The sequence below is a fragment of the Gilliamella sp. Nev5-1 genome (genome assembly GCF_001690895.1).
GTDB classification, from domain to species: domain Bacteria; phylum Pseudomonadota; class Gammaproteobacteria; order Enterobacterales; family Orbaceae; genus Gilliamella; species Gilliamella apicola_C.
Genome location: NZ_LZHO01000056.1, coordinates 83,538 through 104,002 on the forward strand (window position 1 = coordinate 83,538; position 20,465 = coordinate 104,002).

General features: G+C 35.3%; 14 protein-coding genes and 4 pseudogenes. 6 read left to right on the top strand and 12 right to left on the bottom strand.

The annotated features are described in order from the left end of the window. Positions 1-168: 168 nt before the first annotated feature. Positions 169-2,886 (top strand): CRISPR-associated helicase/endonuclease Cas3, encoded by a 2,718-nt coding sequence (locus tag A9G41_RS07750; protein ID WP_065582546.1) that lies wholly within the window; start codon positions 169-171, stop codon positions 2,884-2,886. Between the two features lie 17 nt (positions 2,887-2,903). Here A9G41_RS07750 and A9G41_RS07755 read toward each other — a convergent pair whose 3' ends face one another. Together A9G41_RS07755 and A9G41_RS07760 are read right to left on the bottom strand one after the other, a co-directional pair. Then, positions 2,904-3,137, bottom strand: coding sequence for a Pathogenicity locus (locus A9G41_RS07755; protein WP_065582547.1), 234 nt, complete (start codon positions 3,135-3,137; stop codon positions 2,904-2,906). Positions 3,138-3,213: 76 nt separating this feature from the next. Then, positions 3,214-3,702, bottom strand: a complete 489-nt coding sequence (locus tag A9G41_RS07760; RefSeq protein ID WP_065582548.1) for a hypothetical protein — start codon at positions 3,700-3,702, stop codon at positions 3,214-3,216. A gap of 119 nt (positions 3,703-3,821) precedes the next feature. On the opposite strand from A9G41_RS07760, the pseudogene A9G41_RS07770 reads away from it, so the two are divergent. Then, positions 3,822-4,942 (top strand): annotated as a pseudogene (locus tag A9G41_RS07770) (IS3 family transposase). A gap of 19 nt (positions 4,943-4,961) precedes the next feature. Continuing rightward, a pseudogene (locus A9G41_RS15055) lies at positions 4,962-5,230 on the top strand (IS481 family transposase); the annotation flags it as partial. A gap of 255 nt (positions 5,231-5,485) precedes the next feature. Here the strand turns inward: A9G41_RS15055 and A9G41_RS14750 are convergent. The 8 genes and pseudogenes from A9G41_RS14750 to xerD form a co-directional block, all read right to left on the bottom strand. Beyond that, positions 5,486-5,614, bottom strand: a complete 129-nt coding sequence (locus tag A9G41_RS14750; protein ID WP_255307300.1) for a hypothetical protein — start codon at positions 5,612-5,614, stop codon at positions 5,486-5,488. A gap of 527 nt (positions 5,615-6,141) precedes the next feature. Next, on the bottom strand, positions 6,142-7,473 hold the full coding sequence (locus tag A9G41_RS07775) for a hypothetical protein (protein ID WP_065582550.1): 1,332 nt from the start codon (positions 7,471-7,473) through the stop codon (positions 6,142-6,144). Between the two features lie 431 nt (positions 7,474-7,904). Continuing rightward, positions 7,905-8,986: pseudogene (locus A9G41_RS07780) on the bottom strand (IS3 family transposase). Between the two features lie 67 nt (positions 8,987-9,053). After that, positions 9,054-9,353: a helix-turn-helix domain-containing protein gene (locus A9G41_RS07790; protein ID WP_075539530.1), complete on the bottom strand. Its 300-nt coding sequence runs from the start codon at positions 9,351-9,353 to the stop codon at positions 9,054-9,056. A 51-nt stretch (positions 9,354-9,404) separates the two neighbouring features. Continuing rightward, positions 9,405-10,799 (bottom strand): UDP-N-acetylmuramate:L-alanyl-gamma-D-glutamyl-meso-diaminopimelate ligase, encoded by a 1,395-nt coding sequence (gene mpl / locus A9G41_RS07795; protein WP_065581707.1) that lies wholly within the window; start codon positions 10,797-10,799, stop codon positions 9,405-9,407. Positions 10,800-10,905: 106 nt separating this feature from the next. Next, a complete protein-coding gene (recJ, locus tag A9G41_RS07800) occupies positions 10,906-12,642 on the bottom strand; it encodes a single-stranded-DNA-specific exonuclease RecJ (protein ID WP_065581708.1) in 1,737 nt (578 codons plus the stop codon). Between the two features lie 70 nt (positions 12,643-12,712). Continuing rightward, positions 12,713-13,405 carry a bifunctional protein-disulfide isomerase/oxidoreductase DsbC gene (gene dsbC, locus A9G41_RS07805; RefSeq protein WP_065581709.1) on the bottom strand — a complete coding sequence of 231 codons (693 nt, stop codon included), beginning with the start codon at positions 13,403-13,405 and terminating at the stop codon, positions 12,713-12,715. A 25-nt stretch (positions 13,406-13,430) separates the two neighbouring features. Beyond that, positions 13,431-14,345 carry a site-specific tyrosine recombinase XerD gene (xerD, locus tag A9G41_RS07810; protein WP_075539531.1) on the bottom strand — a complete coding sequence of 305 codons (915 nt, stop codon included), beginning with the start codon at positions 14,343-14,345 and terminating at the stop codon, positions 13,431-13,433. Positions 14,346-14,515: 170 nt separating this feature from the next. Between xerD and A9G41_RS07815 the strand changes: the two genes are divergently transcribed. Together A9G41_RS07815 and grxB are read left to right on the top strand one after the other, a co-directional pair. Continuing rightward, a complete protein-coding gene (locus tag A9G41_RS07815; RefSeq protein WP_065566518.1) occupies positions 14,516-15,160 on the top strand; it encodes a Pr6Pr family membrane protein in 645 nt (214 codons plus the stop codon). Beyond that, on the top strand, positions 15,141-15,791 hold the full coding sequence (gene grxB, locus A9G41_RS07820) for a glutaredoxin 2 (protein WP_075539532.1): 651 nt from the start codon (positions 15,141-15,143) through the stop codon (positions 15,789-15,791). Before A9G41_RS07815 ends, grxB begins: the two co-directional genes overlap by 20 nt. 879 nt (positions 15,792-16,670) lie before the next feature. Here grxB and A9G41_RS07825 read toward each other — a convergent pair. Then, a complete protein-coding gene (locus A9G41_RS07825; protein ID WP_065581713.1) occupies positions 16,671-17,711 on the bottom strand; it encodes a tagatose 1,6-diphosphate aldolase in 1,041 nt (346 codons plus the stop codon). 412 nt (positions 17,712-18,123) lie between these two features. On the opposite strand from A9G41_RS07825, the gene adhP reads away from it, so the two are divergent. Then, positions 18,124-19,152 (top strand): alcohol dehydrogenase AdhP, encoded by a 1,029-nt coding sequence (gene adhP / locus A9G41_RS07830; protein WP_065579780.1) that lies wholly within the window; start codon positions 18,124-18,126, stop codon positions 19,150-19,152. A 50-nt stretch (positions 19,153-19,202) separates the two neighbouring features. Here the strand turns inward: adhP and A9G41_RS07835 are convergent. After that, a pseudogene (locus tag A9G41_RS07835) lies at positions 19,203-20,465 on the bottom strand (IS1182 family transposase); the annotation flags it as partial.

The window sequence follows — 20,465 nt, forward strand, 5'->3', positions numbered from 1 at the left end:
AACCTAATTAATAAAGTTGATATAAAATGATAATGTTAGGTAAAAAGATACCTTTATTTTTAAATAAAACAAGTTATATTAAATCAATTATTAAAAAATAAATATCATAAAAAAAGATAAATATTATTAAACATATCTATTGTCAAACGTAATGAAGGGATAATATCAATGATTGAATCGTTTTATCAATATTGGGGAAAATGTCGACAAAGGGACAATAGCGATGATAGCGATGATTATCACCTACTGGCTTATCACAATTTAGATGTCGCTGCTTGTGGATACCATATTGTTAAAAAGAATTATTTTTATTCTGCTGAATTATTTGAGCAACTTGGCTTCTCATCAGATGAGATGGAAAACGCAGCCCTTTGGTTTGCCTACTTTTTAGCTTGGCATGATATTGGTAAATTTGCTAATGGGTTCCAGCAATTATTCAAGCATAATAATCCCAAGCTCGTCGCCGCCGATCCAGCAAAAAGTTACACTACCCGACATGATTCGCTTGGACACTGGTTATGGCAGAACTATTTAATTGAAAAATCAGAAATACAGCTAGAATCATACAATTATAATATTGAACAGGTATATAATATCTGGTTATTAATCATGACAGGCCATCATGGTAAACCGCCTATATTGGATGCCAATGGTAACTCATCATTTAACACACAAGATAAGCAAGCTTCATTAGGTTATATTAAAGCAATTAATCAACTGTTTATTGTGGATAATAATTTAGCCAGTTACCACACCCGCTTTTTTGACAAAACATTCCGTAAAAATCTTAACAAACTAAGTTGGCTATTAGCGGCAATAACCGTTATTAGTGATTGGTTAGGTTCCAACCAACAATTTTTCCCCTTTTCTTCAAATGTGATGGAATTGTCAGAATATTGGTTAAACTACGCTCTAGTTAGAGCTGAAAAAGCCGTAGCGGCTTTACCTCAACAATCCCCTATTATGCCTTTCAATGGTATCCAAAACTTATTTCCATTTATTGAAAAACCAACCCCCTTACAACAGCAAGCATTATCTTGCCAACTATCAGATAATGGCCCAGAGTTATTTATTATGGAAGATGTTACTGGAGCGGGTAAAACAGAAGCTTCAATGATTTTGGCACATCGATTAATGGCAGCAGGGAAAGCACAAGGGATTTATATTGGCTTACCAACTCAAGCTACCGCAAATGCAATATATCAACGCACAGCACAGGTATATGGGCAATTATATCGATCTAACAGCCATCCATCGCTTGTTCTAGCTCATGGTGCAAGTTATATGAATCCCAATTTTACCCAAACAGTCATTAATTTGGATAATCTTAGTCAACCCAAATACCTCACAAATGAAAATTCAGCGAGTAGCGAGTGTAATGAGTGGTTTGTTGACACACGAAAAAAATCATTGCTTGCTGAAGTTGGAGTTGGAACGCTAGATCAAGCTTTAATGGCAGTTATGCCGTTTAAACATCAATCGTTGCGGCTATTAGGACTACGACATAAGTTACTGATTTTAGATGAAGTTCATGCTTATGATAGTTATATGGCGAAATTATTAGAATCACTGTTACAGTATCATTTTTCACAAGGAGGGAGTGCGATTATACTTACCGCAACTTTACCCTTTTTTCTACGTGAAAAATTACTTAATGCTTTTTATAAAGGATTAAATTCAAATCAATCGCCTTTAACGCTAAATTCAGATTTACCTTTTCCTTTATTGACAAAACTCAATCAACAAGGCTTAGTCGAACAAGCAATAGAGACAAGAGATGAAGTAAAGCGGCAAGTTGATATTGACTGGATTGATAATATTGATTCTGGTATAGAAAAAATTAAGATTGCCATCCAGCAAGGGAAAATTATTTGCTGGATAAAAAACAGTGTGGCTGACGCAATTAGTTTATATCAACAACTACAACAAAATTTGAATCTTGATAGTAAGCAAATTTTACTATTTCATAGTCGCTTTGCATATTGTGATCGCTTGGATATCGAACAAAAAACGTTAGCATGGGCAGGAAAAACCTCAAATCATGCAATTCGCTCAGGAAAGATCATCATTGCAACTCAAGTCATTGAGCAATCATTAGATCTCGATTTTGACGAAATGATTAGTGATATTGCCCCAATTGATTTATTGATACAACGTGCAGGTCGTTTACAACGACATGTACGAGATAAACAAGGAAATATCAAACTATCCACAAACCAAAATCAACCTTGTGATGATAGAAATAAACCGATATTAACTATATTTGCGCCAACTTGGAATAATAATCCAAGCCAAGATTGGCTAGATTACCCAGAATTTGGCAATACTAAATATGTTTACGCCAATCATGCTTATTTATGGTTAACGCAACGAATCTTACGTCAAAAAGGCGTCATAAAAATGCCCGAAGATGCCAGATTACTCATTGAATCAGTTTATCATAGCAATCTTGAGCCACCTGAAGGTTTACAAGAGGTTTTTTATAAAGAATTAGGACAACAACTTGGGCAAAGTTCACAGGCTAAAAGTATGATATTGAATTTTAAAAATTGTTATAGCCGAGCGCAATTCAATGCTGAATGGGATCATGAAATTGAAGTATCTACCCGTTTATCAAGAGATAATATTGATCTTTATTTAGCTTATCAGCAAGATGATAAAATCGTTCCTTACTGTAGTAGTAGTGAATATGCTTGGGAACAAAGCCATCTTACAATTAATGTATCAAAATGGAATAGAATAAAAAGTGCGATTCCACAACTAGAACAGCATCATCTAGAAAAATTAAGGCAAAAGATACATAGACCTAATGCAATAATTGTTTTAATTGAAAAGGAAAAAGTATCTTGTTTTTACACTAGAGAATTAGGCTTTTATCTCAATTAATTAATGCTGTAGATTAATCATATTTGATTAACCAAAGCTAAAATATTTTGGATGGCAGTTTTTGCTTGGTGGCTATTTTTCCAACATGATGATCCAGTTAACAAAGCGCCTTTGTTTAATATTTCATCTAATGTGGTGTTACGTAGTTTTTCGAAAGAGTCTAATTCCATTTGTTGCAATCTTTCAATAATTTTATCACCAACAAATTTTAGTTCTAAAAGCTGTTTCTTTTCAAATTCTGAAAAAGCCATATGTGTCTTTAGTTATTTTAAAATAGTTGCGATGAGTTTACTATTCTAGATTCAGTTTGTCACTAGACGACCAAAACTATTTTATAGTAACTAAACCACATAATATAAAAGAAACCGCTAGAATAATAAGATAATAATAAACAGGTTCGGAAGAAGGAAATAGCGACACCATAAATAAAGATACAACAGCGGCCAATCTAGAATATATAGCCACGCAACTTGAAATAAATGATATATCGTTTTCGTATTCTTTTTTTAACAAAAAAGTGTAATATCCACTCGTACTAATAGATAAAAAAGAGGTAGTACCATGAATAAGTGAGTATATAAAAATACCTATAAAACCGACTGTTTCATTTTGAATTATCAATAAAAGTAAAATACAAAATAACCCACCCGAAATACCACAAATAGTTGTACTAATCATATATTCTTTAGTAAAAATACCAAATTTAGGCAGGATATGATTCATTATAAAGTGAAATAAGAAAGCACCAATGTGGCAAAGTACGAGAATAAAGACTTTATCTTTAGATATAGTACTTATATTTATACCGTATTTCATAATTGGTTACCAAAAATGAAAAATAACTTGTATAATGGATAGGCTACACTAATTGGTACCAGTTTTATAAGATCATTGTTATGATAAACTAAAAATAAAAGAAAGTGACAACAATAACAATCGATTCAGCGCGAAGAGCAAAACGTAGCTTTACTAACGAGTTCAAAAACAAATGGTCATGCTATATCAAAATGGTAAAAAACGTGCGGATATCGTCGCAGAGTATGACCTCACCAAATCAGCATTAGATAAGTGGATAACGCAGTACCAAACTACCGGCTCGTTCATCGCAAAAGATAATCGCTGGGCTGAAGAGAACGAACTTATCGCGCTACGCAAAGAGAATAAACGCTTGTTAATGGAGAATGATATCCTAAAGCAAGCGGCGTTGATAATGGGAAGAAAATCGCGTTAATTTTACATAATAAGCATCGATACAGTTTACGTGCATTATGTCGATGTTTAAATGTAACGCGAAATCGTTTCTATTATCAGCGAAAATTGACGCAGCAACCACAAGATATATCGCTAGGTGAAATTTTTAATAATCATTATCGAGATTATGGCACTAGGCGTCTGCAAGCAGAGCTGAGAAAGCAAGGCATAACCGTATCTCGACGCCAAATAGGTCGAGTTATGGCGAAAAATGGCTGGGTTTCGAAGTACACCAGTAAAAAATAGGGTATTCATGCAGAAAAAAGCAATGAATCGTCTGCGGGGGAATGAACTTAATCGAGAATTTGATATAGGTCAACTACGAAAAATATTGGTGAGCGATTTAACCTATGTGAGGGTTAAGCAACGTTGGCACTACCTTTGTGTAATTGTTGATATCCGTAATCGAGAAATAGTGAGGCGAAGTGCTGGCAGGCATAAAACAGCGGCACTAGTCATGCAAGCTATGAGTCAAATACCCATGAACTTACAGATGATTGAGTTTTTTCATTCTGATAGAGGAAAAGCGTTTGATAATCATTTAATTGATGAGTGCTTAACCGCATTTGGAATTAAACGGTCGTTAAGTCGCAAAGGCTGTCCTTATGATAACGCAATTGCAGAAAGCACATTTAAAGCCGTGAAAACAGAATTTGTGTCAAATACGATTTTTGATTCACTGGCGCAACTTAAATTGGAATTTAATCACTATGTGGATTGGTTTAATTATAACAGGCTTCATTCGTCTTTAAATTACCAGTGGCCGATTGAATACAAAAGAAAGGCCTTATCTTTTTGGTACTAAAAAGTGTGGGCACACCAGTATAGAGGAAATATACCAACAAACAGTCGTTGATAGCTATTCCAGACTCGCTTTTACTAAAGTCTATACCGAGAAAAATAGCCTCATTATTGCCGATATGCTTAATGATAAAGTGCTGCTTTTTTTGATAGTGAGCAGGTTCCACTATTACGCATACTGACTGACCGAGGTATGGAACATAATGGCCATAAAGAACGTCATGCTTATGAACCTTATCTTAATTTAGAAGATATTGAACACACCAAAACCAAAGCCTACAGTCCACAAACAATGGGATTTGTGAGCAATTTTATAAGACGATGAAAACAGAATGTTATGATGTCTTATTTCGACGTAAGGTGTACACGCAATTGAGTGACATACAAAACGATATTAACTAATGGCTTGAATTTTACAACCGAGAAAGAACACATTCTGGAAAATATTGTTATGGAAAAACACCATGGCAAACTTGGATAAGTGCAAAAGGGTTGGTTATGGAAAAACAACTGGAGAATTTATTTTACTCATCGGGCACTCATTTTGTTAAAATAAATTCCGATAAGTATATTGTTGTTCATATTGTTCTGGCAATACCCAGTCCTTAGCTGAACGACCACGCATACAATAATAATAGATTTCAATATATTCAAATAGTGCTTTGTTGGTTAGCATCCTCGGTCACTGCGAACGAGCATATTTTTAAGAAAGTAACGCCGAAACAAAGCTTGCTTTAATGTATTACAGACTAAATGACGGTCTAGGTAACGATTCGTTTGCCTAGCTTTTCGATATTATGAGAGTTGATATTCCCCCCATAAAATCGTTCAGGTATAGTATTGATTTTATTTAGTTTTTTTGATTTAATAATTTTTATAAAATCAAGTGCTTATAGTTTAATTTATGTTTTTATTGTGATGTTTTTTTTGAGTTTTTCCACCATTACAAAGTGCTGACAACTGAGACAGGATAGCCAAAAAACCTCTTTATCCTATCTAAAGCAAAAAATTGCTAAGAAAATCGCTCTATTTTCTTAGCTCATACATTGCTATTAAAGCTATTTATTTAACTCATTTAACCAAAAGCCTAAAGCGTTCAAAACCATAATGAATAAAAATAATCATTGAAGTTTACTCTTTTAATAAAGAGCCAACTATTGAAAATATAATTCCTCTAGTAGTCAAGAATTAAACTATAAAAGGTTAAAGCGAAGCACAAAGACCATATCTACTAATGCTTGAACCATCTCCGAGAACATCACCGTCATCCGAATCGACACCAAACTGAAGGCTGCCCGCTGTATCACTAGTCCAGTAGTTACGGTCGGCAAAGTCCGCATTGGTATAATGAAGCATGTCGCCCCACTCGGTAAAAAAACCTGCGCCAATTCGACGCTGGTAATGATTACCAGATGATGATGGTATGGCACCGACAGAACCTTGACACCAGTGACCTGACCACTTACCCGAACAAACCGCATTAGTTAAATCCCTTACCTGTGGAAAACGATAACCTAAATGACTACACCAAGAGGCTTGATTAGAAGCGTCATTAGATCGAGATCCACGATTAACGAACCACTGCTTCAACTCAAACCCATACTTAACGACCACACTACCTTGACTATCTCTCCCCACTAACTCAAATGTTTGAGGCAAGGTTGGCTTGCTAAGTGGACTTGGGGAATCTGAGCTTTTTTGGTTATCACTTGCCCTAGGACCCGTTAGCGTAACGCGTATTACCTCTACTGAATGATTGGATATCCAATCATCGCTTGCATTTGGTAATGTCCTTGTTACAGTAGCTGTTATTCCCCCATGCGTAACAGAAGCCCAAGTCAACTGGCGACCTCCTCCTATGTCTAAATCAAAGTACAAGCCATCTGCACCTGTTGTCGGAAAATTTAATTCGTAAAATGTTGGATTAGTTGATTGAACTAGAAATCCTTTAGTTGGATTCCAAATATTAGGTGGACCAGCGTAATCACCTGTACCATAGGTTAGATTGGGTCTTACATAACAGATTTTAGGAGGTAAATTTGGGCTGATGTAGTACTCCACCGATTGACGGTGGAAATAATTTGTATCTGGTACACCGTACTGTGTTTTTAAAAATCCCGCTGTACTACTTAACATCACCTTATAAGGTGCTTTACAAATATCTAAAATATCATTACGACTAACAGCATTACCATTTTTATCGAAAAAATAAGCAGATAGATTTCCTTTTGCGGTTACGCCATTTACTCCCTGACCATCACCATCATCATCGCCCCAATAATGATAAGTGTTCACTATATCATTTAAACTGACTGAATCAACTGATGAGGGAATCAACATGTGAATATCGCTTAAAGTACTTCCTTTAGGTAAAGTTATTGGATTTGTTACGCTTGATGTATTGGTTGATGGAGTAACTATTGTTCCATCCGATAGAGTGATATTCAATAAATCCTCGGTTGTGATCACTTTAGTTTTACCACCATCAAATGTTAAATATGGTGCACTACCTTGTATAACATTACTAGTATGCACCGTTAATGCCTGCGAATTGGGCGAATACGACAATAACAACAATGGTCCTAATACCAACGGGATTTTTGTAAATAATTCTATGGATAATTTCGATGATAAAAATGAGGCAAGTGTAAAAACTCGTCTAACGTAGTTATTTGATAAATTTAAGACATAGGTTTGCCATGTCTGGTGTCTGGTGTCTGGTGTCGATAAGTATACTGCATAACATCCTTCTTGTAAAGTAATATGTTGTTTTATTTTGCTTTTTTGATGATTTATAACCTATAAAATATAGCTAAATTAATTCTAATTTTTAAAATTATAATGTTTAAAAAAAATTTGGCGACATTTTTTACTAAAAATTTTGTAAAGATTTGTTAAGGAACTTGATTCTGTTTTTGGGCGTGCTTATAAATACCCCAAACTTAGTACACAACTTACGTAGAAAATTAAGCAGCCTGTTTTAGTGTTTTGTATTCAATCGGTGTCATGTTATTTAATGCCTCATGCGGTCTTTCGGTGTTATAAATGGTTAGCCATTCTTCGGTTACCTTTCTTGCTTGTTCTAGATTATTAAATAGATATAAATCGAGTACTTCAGTACGATAGGTACGATTAAACCGTTCAATATAGCCATTTTGATAAGGGCTACCGGGCTGGATATAATCAATGGTTATACCATGTAATTTAGCCCAGTTGGTAAAGGTTTTTCCTGTAAATTCTGGCCCATTATCGACCCGTATTTTTAATGGATACCCATGATATTCAGCCAGTTTATCTAAGTAACGGGTAATCCTTCCTGCTGGTAAGCTTACTGCAATATCAATACCTAACGCCTCACGATTAAAGTCATCGATGACATTGAATGTTCTAAAGCGACGTTGATTACGGCTACTGTCACTCATAAAATCCATTGACCAACAGTCACTTTGTTTATTGGGGACTAATAATCTTTCTGAGCATCGTGGAGGAATGCGTTTTTTACGCTTTACCCTGAGATTAAGCTTTAATTCACAATACACCCGATATACCCGTTTATGATTCCATTGATAGCCGAGCTTTCTGATACGATTAAAACATTTAGGAAAACCCCAGCGTAAATGCCTATCTGTGATAGCATTCAATACCGAAACAATCGCCGAATCATCCAGTAACTTAGGTTGATAATAGTAAGCACAACGGCTTAAACCAACAATGGCACAACTCATAACAATAGTAACCAAATGATTTTGTTTTAGTTGCTGTGCCCACATTTTACGTGCCTTTGTGGGCACTAAAGCTTTTTTATGATTTCTTCCTGAAGCTGGGATTTTAAGCTCAGTTTGGCAAACATCTGCTTAAGCTTACGGTTTTCAGCCTCCAGCTCCTTTAAGCGTTTGATATCCGACGTTTCCATTCCGCCGTATTTTTCTCGCCATTTATAGACAGTTGAATTGCCCATGCCCTATTTACGGCACAGTTCTTTAACAGGAATACCCGCTTCAGCTTCTTTTAAAATAGCTACGATTTGATGTTCAGTCATTTTTTTCATAATTAAATCCCCCTTTCTTTTATCATAGAGAATTTTCTACTTTTTTGCTGTACTATTTTAGGGGGAGTTACAAACATAGCCAGTACTGTTTTTTGGTGCGATACTTTCGCTTAGGTTGTTCCATTGATGTTTTATGAATCACTTCATTATAGGCAAGCAAATTATTCAGTTGATCGAGCTCATCTAATCCACGAAGAACCGCAATTAATGTTTGTAATGTAATGGATTCGCCTTGTTCAATACGTTTTATTGTCGCAATACCGATTTGAGATTTGTCAGCCAATTCTTGCTGAGATAAATTTTTTTCAATTCTTGCTATTTTTATTCTGCGACATAACATAGCAATCATTTCGGCAGTTTCATTCATAAAATATCTTTTAGGTATGATATGCCACAGTATGTGACATATCATCTACTGTTATTGAATTAATTGTTCGTTTTCATGAGCTTTGATTTGTTGCTTTTCTAAGCTCTCTAAGATCTTTTTATGGATGCTATTAAAGCCACCATTACTCATAATTAAAATGGCATCGGTTGGGCGAGCTGTTTTGGTTATCATTTCAACAAGTAAATCAATATCACCCGTCCAGTGAGCTGGTTGGATACAAGCATCAACAACATCGGCAACTAACCAAGGCAATTGTTCCGGTTGAAAAATAAAGATTTCGTCAGCACGACCTAGTGATGGCGCTAGTTCATCTTTAGATACGCCTAGCTTCATTGTATTTGAGCGAGGTTCAAGAACAGCTAAAATGCGACGATTTGCACCAATTTTACTACGTAATGCCTCTAATGTTGCTAAAATTGCAGTTGGATGATGAGCAAAGTCGTCGTAGATTTCGATGTTATTTATTTCACCATAGAGTTCTAGCCGCCTTTTTGCATTGATAAATGAATTTAATGCTAAACAAGCATCGGCTGGATCAATGCCTACATTATGTGCTGCGGCGATTGCCATTAATGCATTATGCATATTATGTTCGCCCACTAAGGAATATTTCACTTCGCCTACTTTTGCATTGTTATAGTAAACTGCAAAATGGCTTGCGTCGTTATTTATGCGCTGCGCTAACCAACCTGTTTCAGACTCAGTAAAGACTTGCTCGCTCCAGCAACCTTTCGCCAATACTTGTTTTAAATTTACATCATCTTGTGGTGAAATAATTAACCCTTTGCTTGGCACTAAACGAACCAAATGGTGGAATTGTTTTTGAATTGAGCTAAGATCATCAAAAATATCGGCATGATCAAATTCTAAATTGTTCATAATAAGTGTTTTAGGGCAGTAGTGCATGAACTTGGAACGTTTATCGAAGAATGAACAATCGTATTCATCAGCTTCAATCACAAAAAAATTCCCTTCCCCTAATCGGGCTGATACATCAAAATTACCCGGTACACCACCAATAACAAAACCTTGTTTATAATTTAGTTTTTCTAAAATCCAATTGATCATACCTGCGGTTGTGGTTTTACCATGTGTTCCAGCAACAGCAATAACCCAGCGATCGCGCAAAACGTTATCATGTAACCATTGTGGCGCAGAAATATAAGGGATGTTATTATCTAAGACATATTCAACGCAAGGGTTACCTCTTGATAAGGCATTGCCGATGATGACTAAATCAGGTGTAGAGGTGAGTTGTGATGGATCATATCCTTCAATAATATCAATGTGCTCTTTTTGTAACAGTGTACTCATTGGTGGATAAACATTTTTATCTGAACCTGTTACTTTATGACCTAGCGAGCGAGCTATTAATGCAATCCCTGCCATAAATGTACCACAAATTCCAAGAATATGAATATGCATTTTGAATCCTTAACGTTGCGTAAATTTTATGTTGATGATGTTAGATAACCATCGTAATTAGATGTAACTTAAGCATAATTGTCAAATTATAATCCATTCTAATTGCTTAGGCGATAGGCCATAGATATTTTATCAGTAATTGTGGAGCTTGGTTACCCCGAAATTCATCTACATCCAGATGATAAACTAATTCTACTTTTTTTATCGACTGATCAGGCCATTGTTGTCGATTGACATTAAAACAGATGCCTTCAATAAATGGGCCACCATTTTGTGGCTCTAATACTAATTTAAGGTGTTTGTCTGCAATTAACCGTTGCTGATGAATAACAAATACACCATCAAAAATAGGCATATCAAACCCTTCGCCCCAAGGACCAGATTTTTTTAGCAATTTGGCGGTTGCGTAAGTAAAGTCTTGGCTATCTATTTCACCGTCTGTTTCAATAATATGTTCTAGTAAATCAGAATCGACTTGTGTATTTAAAAGTGCTTGAAAACAACTTGTAAAATGCGCTAAATCTTTTTCGTGAATAGTTAAACCAACCGCCATTGAGTGTCCACCAAAGCTAACGATTAAATCAGGATGTCGCTGATTTAATTCATCAAGTAGATCGCGTAAATGAACGCCTTTAATTGAGCGTCCAGAGCCTTTTAAAAAACCATCTTGGGTTGAAGCAAAAGATATAACTGGTCGATGATATTTATCTTTTAAACGAGAAGATAATATACCAATAATGCCTTGATGCCACTGTTGATGATAAAACACCAGTGCGTTAGGAATTGGTATATTTTGCTCTTCAATTTCTTGAATAAACAATAAAGCTTCTTTATGCATTGTTTGTTCAATCAATTTTCTATCACGATTGAGATTATCAAGATCTACTGCTTTATTGATGGCTAAATCATAATTATCACAAAGTAATAATTCAACGCCTAATGTCATATTATCCATTCTTCCCGCAGCATTTAATCGAGGTGCTATATAATAAGCTAAATCAGTTGATGTAATCGAAGCAGGATCTTTCTTAGCTATATGCAATAAGGCTTTAATACCTTCGCTACAATAGCCAGATCGAATTCTATTTATACCTTGGTGAACTAAAATACGATTGTTATGATCAAGTTTAACCACATCAGCAACCGTACCTAAAGCAACTAAATCCAATAAATTCGTCACATTATATTCGGTTAACTTATTGTCCATGAACCAATTTTCTTGCCGTAATTTGGCTCGTAAAGCAAGCATGAAATAAAAAGCCACACCCACTCCAGCTAAATGCTTAGAAGGAAACACGCAATTAGGTAAATTAGGATTGATTATAGCATCTGCATCAGGTAACCGTTCTGGACATAAATGGTGATCGGTAATAATCACTGACAAGTTTGACTGCTTGGCAAAATCGACAGCTTCAACAGCAGAAATACCGTTGTCAACAGTAATAATGAGTTGCGCATTTTTTAATAGCGCTTTTTTTACAATTGAAATACTTAGCCCATATCCATCATCAAAACGATCAGGAATGATATAATCAACAAATTGGCACCCCATATTTTTAAGGGCTTTAACGGTTAAAGCAGTACTAGTAGCACCATCAGTGTCAAAATCGCCAACAATCATGATCCGTTGATTATTCTTCATTGCTAAATAAAGAATTTCAACTGCTTTGTTAATGCCATCTAATGTGTCGTAATTGTGCAAATTGCGTGTGGTATAGTCGAGCTCTTGCATACTAGTCACCCCACGTAATGCATAAACTCGCTGTAATAATAATGGAATATCCTCGGAAAATTTTGGATATCCATCAGGTAATTTACGATGTCTTAATTTATTTTTTTTCATATTTTGTATGCTAGCGCATTAGCGCTAACATTGAGTTTAATATTATATTTCAACAGCGGTAATCAGTTATTTACTTGTTTTTATCTAAAATTTCAAGCAATTTATCTGCTGGTACATAACCAGAAACAAGCTCGCCATTAGGTAAAATAATTGCTGGTGTACCACTAATTCCAAGTCGCTTCCCAACATTAAATTGTTGTGTAATGTAAGGAATCATACTACTAGCTGGTGAAATTTTATTGCCTTTATAGGCGTTTTCAAACGCGGCTTTGCGATCCTTCATGCTCCAAATAGATTGCATATTTTTACCAACATCGCTTTTATCTCCTGCTCGAGGAAAGGCAAAATAGTGTACCGAAATACCTGCTTCTAAATATTTATCAATATTTTCGTGTAGCAATTTACAGTAATGGCAAGTGTAATCAGTAAAGACGGAAATAATGTATTTTTCATCTTTAGCTTTATAAACAATGGCATCTTTTGCAATTGTTTGCATTAGTTTAAGGTTATTACTGTTGGCAATATTTTCAGGATAGTTACCTTGAACATTATAAATAGGACCTTGAGTTAAATATTTGCCATCTTCTGTAACATAAAAAATACCATCAGGCGTAGAAACGCTTTTAAGCCCTTGTATTGGGCTATTAGTAATTTTTAACGCCTTACTGTCGTAACCTAATTTATTTAAAGCTTTTGTTATATCAGCATTACTCGCTAATACTGAGGTTGAAATTAAAGCTAAAGCTAAACCTAATTTTTTCATTCAATTACCCTTATTTTTTTGAGTATTATGCTCGAGGATGATGTTTACTATGTAACTGTTTTAATCTTTCAGTTGCCACATGCGTATAAATTTGCGTCGTTGATAAACTACTGTGCCCAAGCAACATTTGCACAACACGCAAATCTGCACCGTGATTAAGCAGATGCGTTGCAAAGGCATGACGAAGCACATGAGGTGAAAGTGCTTCAATATTGATACCTGTTAATACGGCATAATATTTAATTCTATGCCAAAAGGTCTGACGTGTCATTTTTTTTCCTAATCGACTAGGAAAAAGAACATCAACAGGCCCTGTTTTTAGAAGATCATTTCTGCCATATTTAAAATAATATTCAAGCCAATAAACCGCTTCTTCACCCAGCGGTACTAAACGTTCCTTATTGCCTTTACCTATCACTCTTACAACACCTTGCCGTAGGCTAACATCACTAATTTCTAAATTCACTAATTCAGATACACGTAAACCGGTTGCATAAAGTACTTCAAGCATTGCTTTATCTCGAAGTTCAATCGGATCGTCTATGCTTGGCGATTCAAGTAATGCATCAACTTGTGATTCGGTTAAATCTTTAGGTAATTTTTTGGGAAGCTTGGGGGATGATAATACCGCTGAAGGATCATCTGTACGATAGTTTTCTTGATATAAATATTGAAAAAAACGTTTAGTTGCACTAAGTAATCTTGCAGAACTACTTGCTTTATACCCATCTTGCACCCGTTGCATTAAAAATGCTTGTAGATTAACTGTTTGAGCAGACAAAAATGTGACATTTTGTTGTTGTAAAAACTGACTTAATGCCAGCAAATCTAACTTATAAGACGCAATGGTATTTTCAGCTAAGTTCCTTTCTAACCATAAAGAATCTAAAAATTGTTCTATTAATATTTTATTTTGGGGCGGGGTGTCGTGATTCGACATCAATATCATCTCTACATTACATTTATTCTGACATTATATACTAACTGTCAATAAGTTGTAGATTTTGTCTATTTGTTATCTTTTAAACAGAGGTAGTTTATGATTTTTTTATTAATTACTATATACTGCACTTTTAGTTGTTTTTTGTACTATTTATATTAAAAGGCATTATGTTAAAACGAACTATTAATATTTTTATTGCGCTATTTGCTATTTCGATTATTGCCATGGAAACTTACATTTATTGGCATACTAAATTTCGTCCTTGGCAACCCGAATCTTCAATAGGGCGATTAATTTATTATTATAGTTTCTTTACAGTTTTATCAAATTTAATGTTAGCATTGAGTTGTTTTTGGCTAGCTATCAATCCTAACTGTCATCGATACAGTTTTAAAGTTATTCGTTTGAATGGATTGGCGGGTGTGATGATAACGACTATTGTATATAACCTAGTGTTAAGAAGCATCCATACACCACCACCTAATGTATTATTGAAAATTGCGAATGAAAGTTTACATGTGATTATTCCTGTTTTGGGATTATTGAGCTGGTTTATTTTTGGACCATTTCGACGAATTAATTTAAAAGTCATTATGGGGGCGTCATTGTCAATGATTGGCTATGGTGTTTATATTTTTATTCGAGGTTACTATACCAATCTGTATCCATATCCTTTTATTAATGTTGTAAAGATTGGTTATTCCCAAGCACTATTTGCTGTAAGTAAGTTTTTTTTATTATTTTTGGGAATTGCCTTTTTATGTTGGTTGATTGATTACTTAAGGAGTAAAAATGAAACTGTATATTTATGAACATTGCCCTTTTTGTGTAAGAGCTAGAATGATTTTTGGTTTAAAAAACGTGCCAGTTGAATTGCAGGTATTGCTTAGTGATGATTTTCAATCGCCAGAGCGTATGATTGGTGAAAAGATGGCGCCGATTTTACAGAAAGAGGATGGTAGCTATATGCCTGAAAGTTTAGATATTGTTGATTATATTGATAATAATTATGGTGGTGAGCCAATTTTAATTGGATCTAAATCTCCAAATATTGCAGAGTTAATCAAACAGTTACAACAATATGATTATAAGTTAGAGTGTCCTCGTTATATAAAACTCGGCTTAGCTGAATTTGCAACACAAAGCGCGATTGATTATTTTGTCACCAGTAAAGTCGAAAAATTAGGGTCGTTTGATGAATGTTTAGCGCAAACTGATTCGTTAGTGTCTGCTGTATCTGCGGTATTAAATAAGCTTGAATTATTGATTGTTTCGCCAGATGCGTGTAATGAACAATTATCTTTAGATGATATCTGTTTGTTTCCCGTTTTACGGAATTTGACGTGTGTTAAAAGCTTAACGTTTCCGCCTAAAATTAAAGCTTATATACAATCCATGTCAAAACAGAGTAAAGTTAATTTGTTTTTTGATAAAGCCATTTGATGATCAGCAAGTGGATCTGGCGTTTTTATTTATCGTAAAACTCAGGTGTAACAAAACGCCAGATTGTTTACACTTCATGATTAAAATAATCCGCTAACAACGTAAAACGTGACACATAAAGCGATTTTACTTAAAATCGCTTTATGTGGCTTAACCGTATTATAAACGTGAATCAATCATTTTCTATTATTTGCATTGGTAACTATTTGTTGATTAAGCCATATTGCTATTAAAGTACGTCTTTCTTTCGGCTTTCCCATTCGTTTGTTAGCAGATAGGTTCGTAAGTTATTCGATTAATAAGATGGTGATCACATGTTTTAGCAATTAGATACTACAAATCCTCAATTAATCACCAAACGGTATAGAATCCTGAATATTTTTTACAAAAAATAATCTAAAAAGCGAACATTTGTATAAATATTCCATAGTGAGACACAACTGACGTAGAAAATTATGCTGTCTGTTTTCGTGTTTATATGCAATGAGGATTAGGTTATGTCATACCTGATGAGGCCTTTCGGCGTTATAAATGGAATGTTCAGGGTAGATGTTTGGTGTCAACATGAAGCATTTTGCCTAGATAGGTTTTGTTATTGCCTTTAGTTTGTAGTCTTAATTTACCTTGAATGGATTTTTAATTTTGACTAAACGTTTAATACCATAACGGAGGGGTATTTTTCTTTATGATATCAGCGCTATATGCTTTTCTGTAATAAGGCGTTACTTTTGTTTTTTTCATGTATAACTATTACAGTCGTTTCTCAAAATTATTGTAAATAACACAAGCAATTCCGATAACTAAGGTCATAAACAGGATATCATGGTAAGAGAGAACAGGAAAATAGGAACAAAACCTGTTCTCTGTTTGGTTTGCTAATTAATTACCTAATTTAACATCAATCACTTCAATATTATCTTTACCACCATAAATATCATACCAAGGAGTGGCATATTGTTTTAATATCTTATTAAGGTGCTCAACATTTTCACGGCCAGTTTGATCTAACCAACGTTTTAATCCCTCTTTTCCACCTTTTGCATAGGCGGCAACGCCTTCAAACCATGTAGCTCGTCCACCAAGGATGCCACTATATTTAGCCCCATTTTCACCAGCAAAAATGAGTTCTTGGTGGAAGGTTTTTGTTGGCACGCCCGCACTTAAATAAATGAAAGGACGCGTTGCGGCATCGCTGGCTTGTTTAAAGTAGTCAGCAGCTTGTTTTTGCGTGTAGACAACGACGTTGTTGTCGTTAAAGCCTTCGACATTTTTAAAAAGTACAGGAACTTCGACTTTTAAAATATCAATGTAATATTGCTCTTTAGTAAATTCTTTAATGGTATTAATGACTTTTTGTGGTTTGATTTTTGCAAATTCTGGGCTTTTATCGTCAGTTATCGCATTATCATATACTATAGGTTCAACAAAAACGGGAATATCGGCAGCTCTTGCCTCATTACCTAAACGTTCTAAAAAAGCGTGCTTTTTATCTAAAATATCTTGAGGATCATCAGGATTATAATAAACCAATACTTTTGCGGCATCCGCGCCTTTTTTTATTAAACGTTGTAATGAATCTTCTGGCAAAATATCGGGCAATCGTCCTGGCGTATTGGCGTCATAGCCCGTCTTTTCGTATGACATGATTAATCCAGCATTGCTATTTTTTGCCGCCATACCTTTAAAACCATATTCTTCATCTAACAAAATTGCGCTAACATATTTAGTTAATTCTTGAGAAACAAGCTCCTTAAATTCATACACCATATCAATATGATAACGATCTTTACCAACCGCAGATTCCATCATCTTAACCATTGAACCACGTTGATCAATCGCTAATGCAGCAATCACGCCATCTTGGTTTGATAGTTGTTGCATACGTGTGAATTTACCACGAGAAATACATTTTCTAGCCATTTTATAGCCTCCATTTAGTTAGTTTCTTTATTATATTGCTTTTTTTTGGTTGTTTATTAATCATTTGTGCTAGTTACAGCGATATCCTCAATTTAAGCCAATACCATTGTTATCTAATGGCATTATGATTGAACTTAAGTTACCACTTTAGTAATTATCGCCTTTAAAAAATAGTTGACTTATTTTCAGCCTATATCAGTATGCTGCATATGTTTATAACAACCCCTTTTTATAACAACACCACAAATTTATTTTTTTCAAATTTCAATGAAAGGCTATGTTCATAGTATAAATTATTAAACAATGAATATTATTTAATAGAATTGTGAAACCACTCATATTTTTCAAAAATAATTCGTTTAGAATAAAAAGCAATTATGTTTTAACTTTAAAATTTATTTAGGAGAAAAAAATGAAGGCAGCAGTGATTAAGCAAGAATGCGATGGTCAAGTTGAAATTAAAGATATTCCAGTTCGCCCATTAGAAGCGGGAGAAGCATTAGTTGACGTTGAATATTGTGGTCTTTGTCATACTGATATCCATGTAGCATCGGGTGATTTTGGCAAAAAGCCAGGCCGAGTTATTGGTCATGAAGGTGTGGGAATAGTGACTAAAATTGCTCCTGATGTAAAGAGCCTTAAAATTGGTGATAGAGTTAGTATTGCTTGGTTTCATGCTGGATGTGGTACTTGTGAATATTGTATTTCTGGTCATGAAACATTTTGTCGTAATGCGTTAAATTCTGGATACAGTGTTGATGGCGGTATGGCAGAGCAGTGTATTGTTAAAGCAGATTATGCGGTTAAAGTACCGGAAGGATTAGATCCCGCACAGGCAACAAGTATTACTTGCGCCGGCGTTACAACCTACAAAGGCATTAAAGTTGCCGATACCAAACCGGGGCAATGGCTTGCTGTATTTGGCATTGGAGGTTTAGGAACACTGGCTATTGAGTATGGTAAAAAAGTGTTTAACAATAAAGTGGTTGCAATTAGTAATAGCGATAGTCAATTAGAATTGTGTAAAAAGTTGGGGGCAGATTTAGTCGTTAATCCTAAAAAAGTGGATGATGTAGGTGCTTATATTAAAGCGCACACTGAAGGCGGTGTACATGGTGCTGTTGTGACCTCAGTGACGAAAACAGCTTTCAATCAGGCTATTCATTCAGTACGCCCTTTAGGACGTGTTGTTGCCTTAGGTTTGCCTTCGGAAACTATGGACTTGAGTATTCCAAAAACAGTGCTTGATGGTATTCAAGTTTTAGGTTCACTGGTTGGTACTCGTGAAGATTTAGCCGAGGCATTTCGTTTCAGTGCTGAGGGTAAAGTAATACCAATGGTTGAAAAAAGACCATTGGAAGATATCAATGACATGATCGACGAAATGAAAGCAGGTAAAATTCGTGGACGTATGGTTGTGGATATGAAAATGAAGAAATAGAAATCACTTTTCAGTAATCTAAAGAATAAGAAGCCAGCTTCTAGCTGGCTTCAGATTGATGACAAACCTCGATATAATTCGGGGTTTATTTTTTTATTTAAACCATAAATAGGCTTTTTAATTTGGATTTTATTAAATAAATTAAAAAATAGCTTAAAAAAACGTAACAAAAATAGCTTTATCGCTATTTTCTTGATATTTTGAGCCGTTGCGGCCAATAAACACTGCATTTGAACCTGCGCTCTTCCTCTAAATCGTGCATAGCGATGTCCGTGATGTTGTTTAGCATCAGCAAAGCTGCGCTCTATCGTTTCTTTTCGCCGAGCATAGACTTTTTTACCCCACTGACTTAAACGAATCTCGTTGGCTTTCTCTTTATCTGCTTCCCAGATATGCCGTGTGATGACTTTCTGTGTATTTTTACTCTATGTACACTGTGACAATAACGGACAGATTTTGCAGGTTGTTGCATCAGAATGATAATGACGATAACCTTCTCTGCTGGTAGTTTTATATATTAATGTTTGCCCGTTTGGGCAAGTATAAGTATCGTTTTGACTGTTATAGATAAACTGCTTTTTTCTGATGGGATTCGCACCATGGGTGGGACGACGATAACCCAACACCGGATATATCTGCTCTGCCAGCAGTAAATGGCAAATGGGAGCCGTAAAATAACCCGCATCAAGGCCGACACCAACCGGATTAAAGCCAAACCGCTCTAACTGGCGTTTTAATCGAGCCATGTAAGGCTGGGAATCATGGATATTTCCAGCTGTGACATAGGTATCGGTAATTAAATTATGTTTGCCATCAACCGTTCGGTGCTCTAAGTAGAAGAACCCTTTAGGCTTGCCTTCCCGATGCATAAAGCCACTGTCCGGAACTGTTGTACTGACTTTAACATCCTTGTATTTCTCTACCGTCGATGGCTTTAAGGCTTTTTTCCGTTTAATTCTCTTTCTGTGTTGATGGCTTGATTAAGGGCATCAATATATTGACTGGGCTCAACAATACGCTGCTCATTACGTGCTTTGCCTTTATTGGCATTTACTTTTAGGTGAGTACTGTCCGTATATAATACTCGACCACTTATCAACTCTTTGGCAATGGCCTGCTCAACAATATTATCAAAAATCTGTTGATAGATTTCACTGTCATTAAACCGACGGCGACGATTTTGGCTGAGTGTTGAGGCGTCAATCACTTTTTCGGTTAATCCCATTCCCAGAAACCAGCGGTAAGCTAAATTGACCTGAATTTCCTGAACCAGACGACGTTCACTGGGGATACCGAAAAGATACCCCAATAGC

What these genes read in the sequence shown, in the direction of transcription:
- grxB (WP_075539532.1), top strand. Translation starts at nt 15,141, where the DNA reads ATGAAACTGTATATTTATGAACATTGCCCTTTTTGTGTAAGAGCTAGA.
- A9G41_RS07760 (WP_065582548.1), bottom strand. Translation starts at nt 3,702, where the DNA reads ATGAAATACGGTATAAATATAAGTACTATATCTAAAGATAAAGTCTTT.
- A9G41_RS07755 (WP_065582547.1), bottom strand. Translation starts at nt 3,137, where the DNA reads ATGGCTTTTTCAGAATTTGAAAAGAAACAGCTTTTAGAACTAAAATTT.
- dsbC (WP_065581709.1), bottom strand. Translation starts at nt 13,405, where the DNA reads ATGAAAAAATTAGGTTTAGCTTTAGCTTTAATTTCAACCTCAGTATTA.
- recJ (WP_065581708.1), bottom strand. Translation starts at nt 12,642, where the DNA reads ATGAAAAAAAATAAATTAAGACATCGTAAATTACCTGATGGATATCCA.
- A9G41_RS07815 (WP_065566518.1), top strand. Translation starts at nt 14,516, where the DNA reads ATGTTAAAACGAACTATTAATATTTTTATTGCGCTATTTGCTATTTCG.
- adhP (WP_065579780.1), top strand. Translation starts at nt 18,124, where the DNA reads ATGAAGGCAGCAGTGATTAAGCAAGAATGCGATGGTCAAGTTGAAATT.
- xerD (WP_075539531.1), bottom strand. Translation starts at nt 14,345, where the DNA reads ATGTCGAATCACGACACCCCGCCCCAAAATAAAATATTAATAGAACAA.
- A9G41_RS07825 (WP_065581713.1), bottom strand. Translation starts at nt 17,711, where the DNA reads ATGGCTAGAAAATGTATTTCTCGTGGTAAATTCACACGTATGCAACAA.
- A9G41_RS07790 (WP_075539530.1), bottom strand. Translation starts at nt 9,353, where the DNA reads ATGAATGAAACTGCCGAAATGATTGCTATGTTATGTCGCAGAATAAAA.
- mpl (WP_065581707.1), bottom strand. Translation starts at nt 10,799, where the DNA reads ATGCATATTCATATTCTTGGAATTTGTGGTACATTTATGGCAGGGATT.
- A9G41_RS07750 (WP_065582546.1), top strand. Translation starts at nt 169, where the DNA reads ATGATTGAATCGTTTTATCAATATTGGGGAAAATGTCGACAAAGGGAC.
- A9G41_RS14750 (WP_255307300.1), bottom strand. Translation starts at nt 5,614, where the DNA reads ATGCTAACCAACAAAGCACTATTTGAATATATTGAAATCTATTATTAT.